Origin of the sequence: Novilysobacter selenitireducens, from assembly GCF_020026895.1 — a bacterium.
Classification (GTDB): domain Bacteria; phylum Pseudomonadota; class Gammaproteobacteria; order Xanthomonadales; family Xanthomonadaceae; genus Lysobacter_C; species Lysobacter_C selenitireducens.
In genome coordinates this window covers 23,627-40,968 of the sequence record NZ_JAINZW010000003.1, presented here as the reverse complement: position 1 = coordinate 40,968, position 17,342 = coordinate 23,627, and the positions used below count along the sequence as shown (strand labels likewise).

The window sequence follows — 17,342 nt, the reverse complement described above, 5'->3', positions numbered from 1 at the left end:
CCGCCCGCATCTGGACGATCAAGATGCCGCCCACTTCAAGCTTCGCCATCGACGTGCCCGACACCCTGCTTGCCCGCGTGCGGGCCGGCGAGCGCGGTGCGTTCGAGCAGCTGTACCGGCGTTTCGAGCGCCCGGTGTTCAACCTGGCGCTGAGGATGCTGGGCAGCCAGGGCGGCGCGCGCGAGGAGGCGGCCGACGTACTGCAGGACACCATGCTCAAGGCCTTCGACCGGATCGGCGATTTCCGCGGCGGCAATGGCGCGGGTCAGGCGCCGTTCTGGGGCTGGCTTCGGCAGATCGCGGTCAACGAATCGCTAATGCGGCTGCGCGCCCGCCGCAAGCACGAGCGCGACGTCGCGCTGGAAAACGACGAGTGGCTGGAAGACCACGCGCCGCCGCCGCCCGCGGCCGCCGATTCCGCGCAGCTGCAGCGCGCGCTGGACGCGCTGCCCGACACCACCCGGAGCGTGCTGTGGCTGTACCACGCCGAGGGTTACACCCATGACGAGATTGCCGCGCTGATGAACCGCACGGCCAGCTTTTCCAAATCGCAGCTCGCGCGCGGCAGCCGCCGCCTGCGCCAGTTGCTCGAGCCCGCCGACGTGCGGGCCGGAGGACACGCACATGCCTGACGCCGATCGCCCCCGCGACCATACCGATGCACCGGCCGACTGGTCGGCCGCCTTCGCGGCATTGCCGCAGGCCGAGCCGCTACCTGGAGGCTGGGACCGGATTGCCGCGCACCTGCCGGCCCGGCCCGGCTCAACCCAACCCGGGTCCGCATCGCGCGCGAAGTGGCCCGTGTGGCTGGCCACCGCGGCCAGCCTGGCGCTTGCGGCCGCAGTGCCCCTCGCGCTGATGGACGCCGTGCCCGACACCGCGCCGTCACCATCTCCGACCCTGCCCGCGACGCAATCCGTGGCGCGCGTTTCGACGCCGCCGTCGGCAGCGGCAGTGGAGGAAGCGGAAGCGGCTCCGGCAATCGCCGCTGTCGAACGCGACATCGCCGGATCCGAGCCTCAGCCACAAGCGCGCGTCGCATCCGTCGAGCCGACCCCGGCGCCGTCCTTGGCGGACCGCACGCCGGTGTCCTCACTAGTCAAAGATCAGGTCGATCCAGACACCGTGGCCGACACCCGGCCACAGCTGCGGCTGGCAGAAATCCAGCAGGAGTCGGCAAGGCTAGAGGCACTGCTCGCGATGGCACACGACGACCGCGTCGGGTCCGGCACGGGCGCCATGCTGGCCGCGCAACTGCAGTCGCGCCTGTCGCAGATCGACAGCGTGCTGGCGAGCGACGCCATCGACGACGACGAACGCCTCGCCCTGTGGGACGCGCGCGTGGACACGCTGCGCGACCTGACCGGGCTGGAGACCACCGAACGCTGGTTTGCGGCCGAAGGACGGGCCTACGACACCGCGCTGGTGCAGGTGCACTGATGCACGGCGGCCCCAGCGCTCCGCATTCCACTTCTTTCTCCTTCAACAAACCGCAAGTCACTTCCACCCGGAGCTGCATATGAACCGTCCCCGCATCCACGCCACGTTGCTTGCCGCTGCCCTTGCCGCTGCGCTGGGCGGCGTCGCCCAGGCCGACACCCCGGCGCCGCCGGCCGACGAGCGCGAACTCCAGCTCGCGCGCGAGGAACTCGAGCGCGCCGCGCGTCGCGTCGCCAAGCTGTCGGGCGAAACGCAGCTGGAGATGAAGCGCGTGATGGAGCATCGGCTTGAACGTCGGCCGGTGCTTGGGGTGGTGCTGTCGGCCGATGACACCCGCGGGGTGCGCCTGGCCGCCGTAACGCCGGGCAGCGCGGCCGCCGACGCCGGCCTGCGCACCGGCGATCGCGTGGTCAGCATCGACGGTCAGGCCGTGGCCGGCGCCGATGCCGACCAGCGCGTGGCCTCCGCGCGCGACGCGCTGTCGGGGCTCTCGGTCGACCGCGCCGTGCAGGTTGGGTACGAACGCGACGGCAAGAGCGCACGCGTCAGCGTCACGCCACGATTGAGCGCGCCGCTGGCGATGTTCCACGGCGAAGGAAAAGAGTTCGAATTCGAGTTCGACCATGCGCAGGTACGCCGGGCGGTCGAAGCCGCGCACGCGGCGGTGGCACCCCAGATCCGCCAGGAGATCATCCGGCTGTCCGAGCCCTGCGAAGGCGACGATTGCCGTGCACCGATGGTGTGGGAGGCGTTCCGCTGGAGCGGTCTTAACCTCGCCTCCGTCGATCCACAGCTGGGCCGTTACTTCGGCACCGACCGCGGGGTGCTGGTGCTCAGCAGCGGCCCCGAACTCCACGGCCTGCAACCGGGTGACGTGATCCGCCGGGTCGACGGCACGGCGGTGGCGACTCCGCGCGATGCGATGGCCGCGCTACGCGGCAAGGCCGCCGGCAGCCAGGTCGAGATCGACTACCTTCGCGACCGCCGCGAAGCCAGCGCCCGCATCACCGTGCCCGAAGCGGTCCGCGCACTCGCGCTGCCCGCTGCTCCACCGCCGCCGCCGCGCCCGCCCAGGCCGCCTCAGCCACCCAGGCCCACCGCACCGGACGCGCCGCCGCCGCCGGCGGCGCCCGACGCACCCCCGCCACCTGCCCCGCCGTCACCCGTGGGCATGATCTGACCTCTCCTCTGCACCGGATGGCAGCGTGCTGATTCCACACATCACCCCTGCCTGGCGGGGGTGATATCGCATCGCCACGACATCGACGCTTTTCGCGCCCGGCGAGCGGCTTGGCAGTCACGCGATGGGAGGAGGATGGGCGTCCTTGCCCGGCGCCGGAGGCCCGGCGGGATCCCTGGAGACACCGGTTCCAGTGGAACGCCCGCGCAACGCGGTCCGATTACTTCGTCAGGATCAGCTTGTCGTTGCGGGTGTGGCGCAGGCGGTAGGTCTCACCGCCGTGGCGGATGAGGATCTCGCGGCTGCCGCGCAGCAGCGCGCCGCTGTCGACCTGCCCGGGCAAGGACGGCATCGTGGACAGGGACGGGACGCGGGAGGCGCGGCCCGAGGTGTGCCGGAGCAGGAGGGTCGGACGCATGGACATGGGCGTGGCTCGGTCTGGACTCGCAGTTTATGATAATGATTCTCATTCGCCGCGCAAGTCCATCTGTTGCCGGCAGGTTCCTACAGACTTCCTACTGTAGGAGCGGCTTCAGCCGCGATAACGGACACGTGGGTCGCTCTGGGTTCGGTACGGCCACCCGGCGGGTCGCAAGCCACCGGGCTCCTACCCTGAGTTGCAAGGGAAGAGCATTGCGGCTGAAGCCGCTCCTACAGGCCGGCGTCGTGCGCCGGCTACTCCGCCGCCGCTTCGAGCCGGCGCCAGTCGCCCTCGCCCAACCGGTCGATCCACTCCAGCGCGGACAGGTTCTGCAGCAACTGTTCGGGCCGGCTGGCACCGAGGATCACCGAGGAGACATGCGGGTTGCGCAGGCACCAGGCGATGGCCAGCGTCGCCGGTGGCGCACCCAGCTCCGCGGCCAGCGCGGTGAACGCCTGCGCGCGCTCGAGCCGGCGCTCGTCGCTGCTGCCGAAGACGATCCGCTGCAGCCAGCCCTCCCGTCCCAACCGGGCATCGTCCGGAACGCCCTCGTTGTACTTGCCGGTCAGCAGTCCCGACGCGAGCGGTGAGAACGTGGTGGTGCCGAGGCCGAGCTCGGCGTAAAGCGGCGCGTATTCGAGCTCGACGCGCTCGCGGTGCAGCAGGTTGTACTGCGGCTGCTCCATGGTCGGCGCATGCAGGTGGTGTGCGCGGGCGACCTTGTGCGCCTCGCGGATCAACGCCGCCGGCCACTCCGACGTGCCCCAGTACAGCACCTTGCCCTGCCGGATCAGCGCGTCCATCGCCCAGACGGTTTCGGCGACCGGCGTCTCGGGGTCGGGCCGGTGGCAGTAGTACAGGTCCAGGCATTCCACGCGCAGCCGCTTGAGGGCGGCGTGGCAGGCGTCGGTCACGTGCTTGCGCGACAGCCCCTTCTGGGTGGGCCGCGGGTCGCTGGCCGATCCGAACATCACCTTGCTGGACACGCAGAAGCCATCGCGCGGCAGGCGCAGGTCGGCGATCACGTCGCCCATCACCCGCTCGGCCTCGCCGTTGGCGTAACCCTCGGCGTTGTCGAAGAAGTTGATGCCGTGGTCCCAAGCGGTGGCGACGAGCTCGCGCGCCGTCGACCGGCCGATCTGCGAACCGAACGTGACCCACGCGCCGAACGACAGGGCGGAGAGTTGCAGGCCGGAGCCTCCGAGGCGGCGGTACTGCATGGTCGGGACTCCTTGGTGACGTTGCGCGCGAGTGTAGCGAGGCGCTGCGCCGGCGCGCCGGCGCCGCTACAATGCGCGCACTCTTCCTCCGGGGAGTAGCCCACCCGCAGCGTGCCGGCCCATTGCCGGCCGCGTCGATTCATGCGGGTCCGTGCGTCAACACACTTGGCCGGCCGGCCATGGCGCGCGAGCGGAAGTGTCACGGGCCAGATGGCCGGACACCCGCCGGGCAAGACCGAAGGCAGGCGTTGCGCGATCAACTGGCGAAAGCCGGGGCCAGGCCGCGCGACGTCGGCCTTCGCGTGCAACGCGACTGCCTGGCCCCCGGAGCTTCACGATGCACCCCATCGCAGGTACCGGCGTATTCGACGCCACCTTCTTCGCACCGGTCGACTCCTGGCCCATGGCCGCCGCACTGGTGTCCACCGGCGTGGTCGCGCTGGCGGAGATCGGCGACAAGACGCAACTGCTCGCACTCTTGCTGGCCGCCCGCTTCCGCCGACCCGGCGCGATCATCGCCGGCATCCTCATCGCCACCCTGCTCAACCATGCACTGGCTGCTTGGCTCGGCGCGTGGGTCGCGGCCTGGCTGCAGCCGGACGTACTGAAGTGGCTGGTGGCGGCCAGCTTCGCCGCGGTCGCGCTGTGGTCGCTCAAGCCCGACACGCTCGACGACGGTGAGACGCTGCCCGCGCGCGGCGCGTTCGTCGCCACGCTCATTGCGTTCTTCCTGGCCGAGATTGGCGACAAGACGCAGGTGGCCACGGTGCTGCTCGCCACCCGGTACGAACCGCTGTGGGAAGTCGTGGCCGGCACCACCGTGGGCATGCTGCTGGCCAACGTGCCGGTGGTGATGCTGGGCAGCCGGTTCGCCCGGCGCCTGCCGCTGAAGGCCGCGCGCCGGGTGGCAGCAGCGGTGTTCATGGCGCTGGCGGTCTGGGTGGCGCTCAACGGCGCGGGCTGATGCGCGTGGGCTGGACGTCGAACCCCGGCGGCGTGGCTGCGCTACTCTCTGCGCGGTCACGCGGGAGGGGGCGGATGCTCGGCGAGAGGCAGGCACACCGGCGCACGCCGGGCGAGGTCGTGGCGGCGCTGCTGGCGCGGCCCGACGAGATCATGCTGGAGGTCGGCGCCGGCGGCGAACTGCTGGTGGCGCGACTGCGCGCGGTCATTGCCGGCCTGCTGCTGTTGCTTCCGCTGTCCAACGCGCTGGGCGGCGGTTCGATCGACGAGACGCTGATCGGCCTGGCCGGCGTGGTGTTCATCAACCTGTTCGCGCAGACCTGGCTGGTGCTGGCGCGCCGGCGTCGCCGCTTTCTGTGGCTGCCGTTCGCCACCGCGGCGTTCGATGTCACCGCCACCAGCCTGATCCTGCTGATGCTGGCCAACCACCACCTGCCGGCTGGCCTCAACAGCGTGGTGGTGTGGTGCGGCTACGTGCTGGCCATCCTGCTGACCGCGCTGCGCAATGACGGCCGCACCACGCTGTTCGCGGGTGGTCTGGCGCTGGTGCAATACGGCGTGATCGTCGCCGTGCTGCTGCTGGGCGCGGACTCACCCGAACGCCTGATCTCCAGCGACTACGGCACCCCCACCGTCGGCAACCAGGTGCAACGCCTGATCCTGCTGGCCATCGTTACCGTCATCACCGCGATGGTGGTCTACCGCCTGCAGCGGCTGGTCGAGATGTCCGGTACCGACGGTCTGACCGGCCTGCCCAACCGGACCTGGCTGCTGCACCGCATGCCGCACCTGGTGGACGCGGTCGAGCACGAGGGCGGCAGCCTGACCCTGGCGCTGCTCAACATGGACCACTTCCGCCGGATCAACGACGAGATCGGCCATCGCGCCGGCGACCGCGCGCTGCGCCACGTAGTCGGCACGATCACGCGGATCACCGACGAGCGCGAGTGGCTGGTGCGGTTGCGCGGCGAGGAGTTCGTGCTGGTCCTGCGCAAGCCGGTGGGCACCGCGTGGGAGCGGGTCGATGCGCTGCGCCGGCTGGTGTCGGCGGCACCCTTCGAACCCGAACGCGGTGCCGACCCGGTGCACCTGACCTTCAGCGCCGGCATTGTCGGCTACCCCAACGATGGCCACGACCTGTCGGCTCTGCTGCGTAACGCCGACCGGCGCCTGCAGACGGCCAAGCGCGAAGGCCGCGACCGCGTCGTGGCGAGGGAAACCTGAACACGTGAACCGCCCAGTCCTGCTTGCTGCGCGGGCGCCACGGCACTAGGCTGCGCCGATATTTTTGCAGGCCCAGGCCTGATTTGCCGGCCGGACCCGGCCTCGAGGGGACAACGACGTGGAATTAATCACCCGGATGGCCTTCGGCCTGTTCGGCCTGGCCGTGCTGATCGGGCTTGCCTGGCTGTTTTCCAACAACCGCCGTGGCGTCGACTGGAAGCTGGTCGGCATCGGCCTGGCGCTGCAGCTGGTGATCGCCGCGTTCGTACTGCTGACCCCCTGGGGCGCCAGCGTGTTCGATGCGCTGTCGAGCGGCTTCGTGAAGCTGCTGGGCTTCACCACCGAAGGCGCGAAGTTCATCTTCGGCGACTTCACCGACCCGGCGAAATTTGGCTTCGTGTTCGCCTTCCAGGTGCTGCCGACCATCATCTTCTTCGCCAGCTTCATGAGCGTGCTCTACCACCTGGGCGTCATGCAGAAGATCGTCCAGGGCATGGCCTGGGTGATCACCAAGGTGATGCGCGTGTCCGGTGCCGAAACCCTGAGCGTGTGCGCGAACGCCTTCATCGGGCAGACCGAGTCGCCGCTGGTGGTGCGCCCGTACATCGCCAAGATGACCGAGTCCGAGTTGCTGACGTTGATGGTCGGCGGCATGGCGACGATCGCCGGCGGCGTGCTGGGCGCGTACGTGATGCTGCTGGGCGGTGGCGATCCCGCGCAGCAGGCGTTCTATGCCAAGCACCTGATCACCGCCAGCATCATGGCCGCGCCGGCGACGCTGGTCATTGCCAAGATCCTCGTCCCCGAGACCCGCGAGCCGCTGACGCTGGGCACGGTGCGGATGGACGTGGAGAAGACCACCACCAACGTCATCGACGCGGCGGCAGCAGGCGCCGGCGACGGCCTCAAGCTGGCGCTCAATGTCGGCGCGATGCTGCTGGCCTTCATCGCCCTGATCGCGCTGCTCAACGCGCCGCTGGTGTGGCTGGGCGAGGTCACCGGGCTGGAAGCCGCACTGGGCCGTCCCACCGACCTGTCCTCGCTGCTCGGTTACCTGCTTTCGCCGCTGGCGTGGGCCATCGGCGTGCCGTGGCAGGACGCCAACACCGTCGGCGGCCTGATCGGCACCAAGGTCGTGCTGAACGAGTTCGTCGCCTATGTGCAGCTGGGCGAGATCCTGCGTGGCGGCGTGGAGGGCGTCACCCTCACCGACCAGGGCCGCTTGATCGCCACCTACGCTCTGTGCGGCTTCGCCAACTTCAGCTCGATCGCCATCCAGATCGGCGGCATCGGCGGACTGGCCCCGGAGCGCCGCGCCGACCTGGCGCGCTTCGGTCTGCGCGCGGTGCTTGGCGGTTCCATCGCCACGCTGATGACCGCGACGATCGCCGGCGTACTCAGCCACTACGCCTGAGGCCGGCGCGATGACGGGCACGGTCGCGGTAGTCGGGTCGTTCAACGTCGACCACGTCTGGCGCGTCGACGCGCTGCCGGTGCCCGGCGCCACGCTCGCCGGCTCGTACTCCACCGGCCCAGGCGGCAAGGGCTTCAACCAGGCGGTGGCCGCCCGTCGCAGCGGTGCGGCAACCGTGTTCGTATGCGCGCTGGGCAACGATGCAGGCGCGCACCAAGCCCGGGCGCTGTGTGACACGGACGGAATAGAACTGCACGCCGCCCGCGCTGATGCCCCCACGGGCACGGCTGGCATCTACGTAGACGCGAAGGGCACGAACACCATCGTGATCGGTGCTGGCGCGAACGCAGCGCTGGACCCTGCATTTGCGTGCAAGGCGCTGGCTGGCGCAGATGGCCCCCGGGTGGTGTTGGCGCAGCTTGAAACGCCGATGGAGACCGTGGCCGCGGTCCTCGCATGGGCCATGGCGTCGGGTGCGCTCGCCGTACTCAATCCCGCGCCGGCCAACGCAGACGTCCCGGTGCGGCTGTTGGAATGCACCGGGGTGCTCACACCCAACGAGACCGAATTCGCGGCGCTCCTAGCAACGCATGGCATTGCGGACATCGCCCCCGACCGTGTTCCGGCGCTTGACGACGCGCGCCTGCATGCGTGGTGCCGGGCGTTGCTTCCCCGTGGCACTGTCGTGATCACGCTGGGCGCCGCGGGCTGCTTCGTGTCGCATCCGGACACCGATGCGAAGGGCGACGCCTGTGCCGCCTACCGCGTCCCGGCGCCATCCGCGCGGGTGGTGGATACAACCGGCGCGGGCGACGCCTTCAGCGGTTCGCTGTGCAGCTCCCTGGCGCGCACGCCGGTTGCGCCGTTCCGCACGCACGTCGAGTTCGCCACCGCGTACGCCGCACGCTCTACTGAAGCGTTCGGCGCTGCGTTGGCGATGCCTCGCACCTGACCGAGCCACGGGTTCGCCCAAGCCCGCGGCATTGCCTCCGCGGCTTCCTTCAACGCACGCGGCCAGGACGCGGCACTTTTTGCTAATGCGAATCGTTTTTATTAACATGCGCGCGCTTACCAGGACGTGACCCGCGCATGCCCCACCTTCGACTCCTCGCCGGCGCGATCGCCGGCGCCCTCGCCCTGCCCGCAGCGGCAGCGGCCGCCGTCGCCGACGACGACGCCAGCACCCTCGACCGGGTCGTGGTGTCCGCCAGCACCAGCCGCATCCCCGACTCCGAGGCCGCGCTCCCGAACACCATCACGATCATCGACCGCGAGCAGCTCGAACAGCAGCTGGCGATCACGCAGGACCTCTCGCAGGTGCTGTCGAACCTGATCCCGTCGTTCACGCCATCGCGCCAGAAGCTGACCAACAGCGGCGAGACGCTACGCGGCCGTAAACCGCTGTACCTGGTAGACGGCGTGCCCCAGTCAACGCCGCTCCGCGAAGGCGGGCGCGACGGCCACACGATCGACCCGGCGATGATCGAGCGGATCGAGGTGATCCACGGCGCGAATGCGCTGCAGGGGCTGGGTGCATCCGGCGGCATCATCAACATCATCACCAAACGCGCGCCGCGGCGGGATGGCGAGACGTTCCACGACGTCAGCATCGCCGCCAGCACCGCCCTACCCACGCAGGACGACGGTGACGGCCACCGCGCGTCCTACGTGTTCGGCACCCGGTCGGGCGCGTTCGACCTGGTCGCGGGGGCGTCGTACGCCAGCGAAGGCCTCTACTACGACGCCGACGGCCGGGCGATCGCCGTCAACGACGTGCAGGGCGACCTCATGGACGCCGACAGCCACGACCTGTTCGCGAAGGCCGGCTGGACGATCGATGCCGAGCGCCGCCTGCAGTTCACCGCGAACCGCTACGAACTCCAGGGCAACCACGACTACCGCACCGTCGACGGCGATCCGGCGACCGGCCTGCTGGCGACGTCCGAGCGTGGCTCACCGGAGGGTGAGGGCCCGCGCAACCGCTCCACCTCGCTGGTAGCCGACTTCACTGACAACGCGATGGCAGGCGGCTACTTCCAGGCCCAGGCCTACTGGGTCGACTTCGCCGCGCTCTACGGCGGCAGTGACTGGGGCGACTTCTGGGGCGACGGCCGCGACCCGAACTGGTGGGACCAGTCGCAGAACGCGTCCGAGAAAGTCGGCAGCAAGTTGACGTGGTCGCGCGGCGACTTCATCGACGGCCGCCTGCGCCTGACCCTCGGCCTGGACTGGGCGCGCGACACGACTTACCAGGAGCTGGTCGTCAGCGACCTCAACTGGGTTCCCGAGACGCGCTACGAATCGTGGTCTCCGTTCGTGCAGACCGAGTGGCACCTCGGCGACCGCCTCATGCTCACCGGCGGCCTGCGCTACGAGCGTGGCGAGCTCCGCGTCGACGACTTCACCACCCTGCCCGTCTACGGCAGCCAGCAGGTCGAGGGTGGCAACCCGACCACGAGCGAGGTGCTTCCCAACGTGGGCGCGGTGTGGGACTCGACTGACGCGTTCAAGGTATACGCTTCGTATTCCGAGGGCTACGCCGTCGCAGACGTGGGCCGCGTGCTGCGCGGGATCAACACGCCCGGCCAGCGCGTCGACGCCCTGGTGGATCTGTCGCCGGTCATTGCCGACAACCGCGAAATCGGCGTGGACTACGACGACGGCCGCTGGGTCGCGCACCTGGCCGCGTACTGGTCCGACTCCGAGCTCGGGTCGCGCCTGTCGTTCGACCCCACCTCCGGTACCTACAGCGTCGTGCGCGAGCGCACCGAGATCCGTGGCATCGAGGGCAACGTGGCCGTGCGCGCCGGTGACGCCGACCGCTTCGGCCTGGCCTATGCTGCCACCGAGGGCGAGTACGACAGCGACGGCGACGACCACGTCGACAGCGACCTGCCGGGCATCAACGTCAGCCCGGACCGCGTGACCGCCTTCTGGACGCGCGACTGGACGCCCGCGATCAGCACTCGCCTGCAGGCCAGCCACGCGCTGGACCGGTCGTTCGACCGCCGGGGGATGGAAGTGGCCGACTTCGACGGCTACACCCTCGTCGACCTGATGGCGCGGTTCGCGATGCCGGTCGGTACGCTGAACGTCGGCATCGAGAACCTGCTGGGCGAGCAGTACGTCACGTACTACTCGCAGAGCACGCCGCGCGCGGACACCTACGTCGCCGGCCGCGGCCGCGTGCTGACGCTGGGCTGGTCGCACCGGTTCTGACGGCCTCGACGCGCACCTGATGCCGCCGGTCGCTCCCGCGCCGCACCGGGCCTTCCGACGCCGCCTGCGGGCGGCGTTGGCGTGGCTGCACCTGTGGCTCGGGCTGGCCGCGGGCACGGTATTCGCGCTCGTCGCGCTGGCCGGCGCACCGCTCGTCTTCCACGTCGCACTGCTCAAATGGCAACACCCGGGGCTCGTGGGCCACGCCCCGGTCGCCGACGGCACCGTGCTCGAAACCATCGTGGATACGTGGCGTGCCCGGGGCCTCCGCACCCTCGACCTGCCCCGCCGAGAACTGCCGGTCTGGCAGGGCTACCTCGAGGACGGCTCGCGGGCGTACTTTGCGCCCGACGACGGCCGGCTTCTGCTCCTGCGCTCGCACCACGACGATGCACTGCTGTGGCTGCACGAATTCCACGTCGAACTGCTCGCCGGTTCCATCGGCAAGGAGATCCTCGGCGTGATCGGCTGGATCGCGCTTGGCCTGCTTGTCACCGGCCTCTACCTGTGGTGGCCGAAGGTGGGCAAGTGGCTCTCGAGCCTGCGCTGGCACTCCAGTCCACCCGCAAGACGCTGGCGCAGTTGCCACCAGTCGGCGGGTGCGCTGCTTTCGCCGTTGCTCCTGCTGCTGACGCTGACCGGCGTGGGCATGGTCTATTCCAATGGCTTCCGCACGGTGCTCGTCGCGTTATTGGGTGGCGGCCAGGCACCCGCGGCGTCGCATGCGCCGCCGGCGGACCGCATCGAATGGCATGCCGTGCTCGCCCGCGTCGATCTCGCGCTGCCCGGCGCACGGGTGAGCCGCATCTCAATTCCCGCGGAGAACGACGGGACCGTGGTGTTCCGTGCCCGGGCAGCCGGCGAGTGGCATCCCGTGGGCCGCAGCGAGATCCACGCGAACGCCTTCGGCAACCGTACGCTCCAGGTCATCGATGCCACTCGGCACGCCGCCGGCATTCGCGTCCACCAAGCGATCTACCCGCTGCACATCGGCGCCGTCGGCGGGACTGCCGCGCGCTGGCTCACGTTCCTCGGCGGCCTGCTGCCGTCGTTCCTGCTGGTAACGGGAGCGCTCTTCTGGTGGCGTCGCCGGCGGGTCGGGCAGGCCTGACCAGCGGCCGCTAAAATAGCGCCATGCGCATCGGCCCCTTCCTCATCGAGCCCCGCGTGGTCCTGGCACCGATGGCCGGGGTCACCGACAAGCCGTTCCGGCAGCTGTGCAAGCAGCTGGGTGCGGGGCTGGCGGTGTCGGAAATGACCACCTCCGATCCGCGCTTCTGGAACACCGCCAAGTCGCGCCACCGCATGGACCATGCGGGCGAGCCCGACCCGATCAGCGTGCAGATCGCCGGCACCGTGCCTTCGGTGATGGCCGATGCCGCGCGCCACAACGTCGACCAGGGTGCGCAGATCATCGACATCAACATGGGCTGCCCGGCCAAGAAAGTCTGCAATGCGTGGGCGGGGTCGGCGCTGATGCGCGAGCCGGCGCTGGTGGCCGACATCCTGCGCGCCGTCGTGGATGCGGTGGACGTGCCGGTGACGTTGAAGATCCGCACCGGCTGGGCGGCCGACCGGCGCAATGCACTGGAGATCGCGCGCATCGCGGAGGATGCCGGCATCGCCGCACTCGCCGTGCACGGCCGCACGCGCGACCAGCAGTACACCGGTACCGCCGAGTACGACACGATCGCGCAGGTCAAGGCGGCGCTGTCGATCCCGGTCATGGCCAACGGCGACATCGATTCCCCGCGCAAGGCCGAGGCCGTCCTTACGCACACGGGCTGCGACGCGGTGCTGGTCGGACGCGCCGCGCAGGGACGGCCGTGGATCTTCCGCGAGATTGCCCATTACCTGGCCACGGGTGAGGCATTGCCGCCGCCGACGCTGTCCGAGATCCGCGACATCCTGCTCGGCCACCTGCAACACCTGCATTCGTTTTACGGTGAGGTCTCCGGCGTACGCATCGCCCGCAAGCACCTGGGCTGGTACGCAAAGGACCGCCCCGAACATTCCGAAGAACAGCGGGCGGCATTCCGCGCCGTGGTCAACCGCGCGGAAACCACCCATGCACAGCTTCAGGTCACCCGCGATTACTTCGACGCGCTGATCGCCGGCGTCGCACCCGACCTCCCGGTCGCCGCCTGACCCCACCCTGCCGAGCACACGCCATGAGCGACCCGGACCGCTCCGCCACCGACTTCCCCTACCTCCACGGTTTCTCGGCGACCGAGCAGGCGCGCCTGGTCAAGCAGGCCCGGCTCGCCGAGTCGACCATCTTCCGCAACATCGACTACACCGGCGCCAAGCGTCTGCTGGAAGTCGGCAGCGGCGTGGGCGCGCAGACCGAGATCCTGCTGCGGCGCTTCCCCGACCTGCACGCCACCTGCGTCGACCTCAACGACGTGCAGATCGAGGCGGCGCGCGCCAACCTCGGCGCCATGCCCTGGCTGGAGGGGCGCTACGCCATCCAACAGGCCGACGCGACCGACCTCCCGTTCGAGCCGCGCAGCTTCGATGCCGCGTTCCTGTGCTGGGTGCTCGAACACGTACCCTCGCCCGCCCGCGTGCTGAGCGAAGTGCGCCGCGTGCTGTCGCCCGGGTCGGTGGTCTACGTGACCGAGGTGATGAACGCTTCGTTCCTGCTCGACCCCTACTCGCCCAATGTGTGGCGCTACTGGATGGCGTTCAACGACTTCCAGATCGACAGTGGCGGCGACCCCTTCGTGGGCGCCAAGCTCGGCAACCTGCTGCTGGCGGGCGGCTACCGGGACGTCACCACCGAGATCAAGACCTTCCACTTCGACAACCGCGAGCCGGCGCGGCGCAAGGCGATGATCGCGTTCTGGGAGGAGCTGATGCTTTCGGCCGCCGAGCAGTTGGTTTCCGAGGGCAAGGTCGACCAGGCCACCGTGGACGGCGTGCGCGCGGAAATGCGCCAGGTACAGAACGACCCGGATGCGGTGTTCTTCTATTCGTTCGTGCAGGCACGCGCGGTCGTTTACTGACTAACGGCGGGGCGACTCGGGCCGGCAAGGACCGTGCCCGGAAACGGCGTCGGAAGTCACCCCGGCCTTCGGCCGATGCGCCTGCCTGCGCGCGGGGGGACCATTGGCAATGCCGGGGCGCCCCCACGGGACGACAACGGGCCGTCCCCCGCCCCGGCCACTACCGATCGGGAGGCTCCGATGAAAGGCAGGATTGCAATCGTGGCAACCAGTCTGTGCACCGCCGCCCTTCTCGCCACGGCCCCGGCCCTGGCCAGCGAGGCACAGATCGAATACGTGGCCCGGGAAAGCGGCCTCAGCGAGCGCAAGGTGCGCATGGTGCTCGGCAACCGCACCCCGTATGCCGAATATCGTGCGAACTACGAGAGAAGTGCGGCCCGCATCAAGGCGGCCATCGGCCAGGCGCAGTTCGAGCGGCTGGTCGCCGGCCTGTCGCTGCAGGTACCACAGGACCAGCCGGCCGTCGCGCTGACTGCCGACTCCGGCATGGCATCCGCGTTGTAACGCTAATGACCCGGCGTCGCGGCGTTCGTCGCGGCGGCGCCGGGATGAGTCGGCGCTTCCCAAATCCGCTGCCAAAGCCCCGCCAGCTGACGGCGCGATTCCCACGGCCACTCCATCTGCTCGGGCGGAATTGCACGCCACGCGCCGGACCCGCCCTCGGCTACGGCGAAACGGAACGTGTAGTCCGGCTCCGCCCCCATGCGCAGGTCCGACAGCACCAGATGCCCTTGGCGCCGCTCGGCCTTCATGAAGCCGTGGTTGAACCAGGCCAGTTCGCGTACGGCCGGCAGGGCCTCGACATCGCGCAGCGCGTCCACGTCCGAACGGTAGCGCCGGAACGCCATGGGGCCATGGTCGGCCGCCAGCGAGCGTTCGCCCTCGACGAAACCGTCCGGCGTCATCGCCACCACGCGCCACAGCAGGATGTTGAACGGCATCGGCACGCTGAAGCGCGGCGCATCGGCCAGGCCGAGCGACGCCAGCGACCGCGATGCCTCCCGCTCGACCATCGCTTTCGCGCCCAGCGAGGCGCCCAGGTACAGCGAACTGAGCGCCAGCCCCGCCGCCAGTGCATGACCCGCGACCCGGCGCGGTCCGGCCCAGCACGCCGCTGCGCAGGCCAGAAGCAGCCAAACCGTGTACAGCGGATCGATGATGAACACGCTCGACCACATCACGGGCCGCACCGGCAGCGGCCACAGCAGTTGGGTGCCGTAGACGGTGAACGCGTCCAGCAGCGGGTGCGTCAAGAGCGCCAGCTGGATCGCCCAGAACCATCGCCGCGGTGCCTCCGTGACGCGCCCGCCGCGTGACCGGAACCACGCCCATATCGCCCACGCAACCAGTGGCAGTACCAGCAGCGAATGGGTGAGCCCGCGGTGCCAGGTCATCCGCTCGACGGGGTTGTCCGTGAGCAACGCAATGGGCAGCACGTCCAGGTCGGGCAGCGTGCCCAGTGCGGCGCCCGCCAGCAGCGCTGCGCGGCGGTGTCCGGGGGGCGCGATGGCGGCGGTGACCGCCGCGCCAAGGAGCATCTGGGTGATCGAATCCATCGGCGCATGCTACCCAGCCGCCGCGACACCTGCCGCCAGCCTCGACGCCTTAACCGCGTGCAAACCCGCTGTCACCCAGAATCGACCGGCGATGCGACCCGCGGGCCGAACCTGTATCATGCGCGCCCATCCTTTTATCCCGATGCAAGGATATAGACGCCGATGTCCAGCTACCTGTTCACCTCCGAATCCGTTTCCGAAGGCCATCCGGACAAGATCGCCGACCAGATCTCCGACGCCGTGCTGGACGCGATCCTGACCCAGGACAAGCGCGCACGCGTGGCTTGCGAAACGCTGGTGAAGACGGGCGCGGCGATCGTCGCCGGCGAGGTCACCACCTCGGCATGGGTCGACATCGAGTCGCTGGCGCGTGGCGTGATCAACGAGATCGGCTACGACAATTCCGACGTCGGCTTCGACGGCCACACCTGCGCCATCATCAACATGCTCGGCAAGCAGTCGCCCGACATCGCCGCCGGCGTGGACGGCAGCCAGAAGAAGCAGAAGAAGCCGGAGGAACAGGGCGCGGGCGACCAGGGCCTGATGTTCGGCTACGCCTGCAACGAGGCGCCGGAGTTCATGCCTGCGCCCATCTACTACAGCCACCGGCTGGTCGAGCAGCAGGCCAAGATCCGCAAGAAGAAGAATTCGCCGCTGCCGTGGCTGCGCCCGGACGCCAAGAGCCAGGTGACCCTGCGCTACGACAACGCCAACCAGATCGTCGGCCTCGACGCCGTGGTGCTGTCGACGCAGCATGACCCGGGCGTCAAGCAGAAGGACCTGGTCGAGGCGGTGCGCGAGTACATCCTGAAGCCGGTGCTGCCGAAGAAGTGGATGGAGTCGCTGCCCAAGAACAAGATCCACATCAACCCGACCGGCATCTTCGTGATCGGCGGCCCGGTGGGCGACTGCGGCTTGACCGGCCGCAAGATCATCGTCGACACCTACGGCGGCATGGCCCGCCACGGTGGCGGTGCGTTCTCGGGCAAGGACCCGTCCAAGGTCGACCGTTCGGCCGCCTATGCCGCGCGCTACGTCGCCAAGAACGTCGTGGCCGCCGGCCTGGCCGACAAGTGCGAAGTGCAGCTGAGCTACGCGATCGGCGTGGCCGAGCCGACCTCGATCTCGGTCACCACCTTCGGCACCGGCAAGATCAGCGACGACAAGATCGAGAAACTGATCCGCAAGCACTTCGACCTGCGCCCGTACGGCATCGTCAAGATGCTCGACCTGATCCACCCGATCTACCGCTCCACCGCGGCCTACGGCCACTTCGGCCGCAAGCCGCAGGACGTCAGCTACATCGACGGCGCCGGCGTCACCCAGAAGGCCACGGCCTTCTCTTGGGAGAAGACCGACCGCGCCGACGAGCTGCGCAAGGCGGCCAAGCTGTAGGACTGGCCTTGCACGCCTCGCTCGATCTGCGAGGCGTGCGGTCAACACGATGGGGCCGTCTTGAACGGCCCCATGCAAGGACGGGCCGTCTTGAACGGCCCCATGCAAGGACGGGCCGTCCAGAACGGCCCGTTCACGTTTCCGGCCTGCCACCGCGCGGCCGGCGGACGTAAAATCACGACCCTGCCCCGCCGAGGGGCGCTGCGACCGTCAGCCGACGGCCAGGCTCGGCGAGGTTCCACGCACCAACGGCGCCCGGTTGCTTTCACGCCCGCCCGCATCGGGCCGGCCATGACCGGAGC

16 protein-coding genes and 1 riboswitch are annotated in these 17,342 nt (G+C 69.5%); of the genes, 13 read left to right on the top strand and 3 right to left on the bottom strand.

The window, feature by feature from the left end:
* Positions 1-23 precede the first annotated feature (23 nt).
* The 3 genes from K6753_RS07410 (at position 24) to K6753_RS07400 (ending at position 2,620) form a co-directional block, all read left to right on the top strand.
* Positions 24-632, top strand: a complete 609-nt coding sequence (locus K6753_RS07410) for an RNA polymerase sigma factor (RefSeq protein WP_223675798.1) — start codon at positions 24-26, stop codon at positions 630-632.
* Positions 625-1,440 carry a hypothetical protein gene (locus K6753_RS07405; protein WP_223675796.1) on the top strand — a complete coding sequence of 272 codons (816 nt, stop codon included), beginning with the start codon at positions 625-627 and terminating at the stop codon, positions 1,438-1,440. The genes K6753_RS07410 and K6753_RS07405 overlap by 8 nt, the downstream gene beginning before the upstream one ends.
* A gap of 79 nt (positions 1,441-1,519) precedes the next feature.
* Positions 1,520-2,620, top strand: coding sequence for a PDZ domain-containing protein (locus tag K6753_RS07400; protein ID WP_223675794.1), 1,101 nt, complete (start codon positions 1,520-1,522; stop codon positions 2,618-2,620).
* Between the two features lie 220 nt (positions 2,621-2,840).
* On the opposite strand, the gene hemP is transcribed toward K6753_RS07400, so the two are convergent.
* Positions 2,841-3,038: a hemin uptake protein HemP gene (gene hemP / locus K6753_RS07395; RefSeq protein ID WP_223675793.1), complete on the bottom strand. Its 198-nt coding sequence runs from the start codon at positions 3,036-3,038 to the stop codon at positions 2,841-2,843.
* 257 nt (positions 3,039-3,295) lie between these two features.
* Complete coding sequence (locus K6753_RS07390; protein ID WP_223675791.1) at positions 3,296-4,261, bottom strand: aldo/keto reductase; 966 nt, start codon at positions 4,259-4,261, stop codon at positions 3,296-3,298.
* Positions 4,262-4,598: 337 nt separating this feature from the next.
* Between K6753_RS07390 and K6753_RS07385 the strand changes: the two genes are divergently transcribed.
* The 9 genes from K6753_RS07385 to K6753_RS07345 all read left to right on the top strand — a co-directional run bounded on the left by K6753_RS07385 (position 4,599) and on the right by K6753_RS07345 (position 14,593).
* Positions 4,599-5,225: a TMEM165/GDT1 family protein gene (locus tag K6753_RS07385; RefSeq protein ID WP_223675789.1), complete on the top strand. Its 627-nt coding sequence runs from the start codon at positions 4,599-4,601 to the stop codon at positions 5,223-5,225.
* A gap of 74 nt (positions 5,226-5,299) precedes the next feature.
* A complete protein-coding gene (locus tag K6753_RS07380; protein ID WP_223675788.1) occupies positions 5,300-6,448 on the top strand; it encodes a GGDEF domain-containing protein in 1,149 nt (382 codons plus the stop codon).
* Positions 6,449-6,584: 136 nt separating this feature from the next.
* A complete protein-coding gene (locus K6753_RS07375; protein ID WP_223676137.1) occupies positions 6,585-7,862 on the top strand; it encodes a NupC/NupG family nucleoside CNT transporter in 1,278 nt (425 codons plus the stop codon).
* A gap of 10 nt (positions 7,863-7,872) precedes the next feature.
* A complete protein-coding gene (locus K6753_RS07370) occupies positions 7,873-8,814 on the top strand; it encodes a ribokinase (RefSeq protein WP_223675786.1) in 942 nt (313 codons plus the stop codon).
* A gap of 137 nt (positions 8,815-8,951) precedes the next feature.
* Positions 8,952-11,081 carry a TonB-dependent receptor gene (locus K6753_RS07365; RefSeq protein ID WP_223675785.1) on the top strand — a complete coding sequence of 710 codons (2,130 nt, stop codon included), beginning with the start codon at positions 8,952-8,954 and terminating at the stop codon, positions 11,079-11,081.
* A 76-nt stretch (positions 11,082-11,157) separates the two neighbouring features.
* The gene (locus K6753_RS07360; protein ID WP_223675784.1) at positions 11,158-12,192 is read left to right on the top strand and encodes a PepSY-associated TM helix domain-containing protein; all 1,035 of its coding nucleotides are present in this window, start codon (positions 11,158-11,160) and stop codon (positions 12,190-12,192) included.
* Positions 12,193-12,215: 23 nt separating this feature from the next.
* Positions 12,216-13,229, top strand: a complete 1,014-nt coding sequence (gene dusB / locus K6753_RS07355; protein ID WP_223675783.1) for a tRNA dihydrouridine synthase DusB — start codon at positions 12,216-12,218, stop codon at positions 13,227-13,229.
* A gap of 23 nt (positions 13,230-13,252) precedes the next feature.
* Positions 13,253-14,089, top strand: coding sequence for a class I SAM-dependent methyltransferase (locus K6753_RS07350; RefSeq protein WP_223675782.1), 837 nt, complete (start codon positions 13,253-13,255; stop codon positions 14,087-14,089).
* A gap of 201 nt (positions 14,090-14,290) precedes the next feature.
* Complete coding sequence (locus K6753_RS07345; protein ID WP_223675781.1) at positions 14,291-14,593, top strand: hypothetical protein; 303 nt, start codon at positions 14,291-14,293, stop codon at positions 14,591-14,593.
* Between the two features lie 2 nt (positions 14,594-14,595).
* Here the strand turns inward: K6753_RS07345 and K6753_RS07340 are convergent, their stop codons facing one another.
* A complete protein-coding gene (locus K6753_RS07340) occupies positions 14,596-15,645 on the bottom strand; it encodes a metal-dependent hydrolase (RefSeq protein WP_223675780.1) in 1,050 nt (349 codons plus the stop codon).
* A gap of 162 nt (positions 15,646-15,807) precedes the next feature.
* On the opposite strand from K6753_RS07340, the gene metK reads away from it, so the two are divergent.
* Positions 15,808-17,040 (top strand): methionine adenosyltransferase, encoded by a 1,233-nt coding sequence (gene metK / locus K6753_RS07335; protein ID WP_223675779.1) that lies wholly within the window; start codon positions 15,808-15,810, stop codon positions 17,038-17,040.
* A gap of 187 nt (positions 17,041-17,227) precedes the next feature.
* Positions 17,228-17,304: riboswitch (S-adenosyl-L-homocysteine riboswitch) on the top strand.
* Positions 17,305-17,342 lie beyond the last annotated feature (38 nt).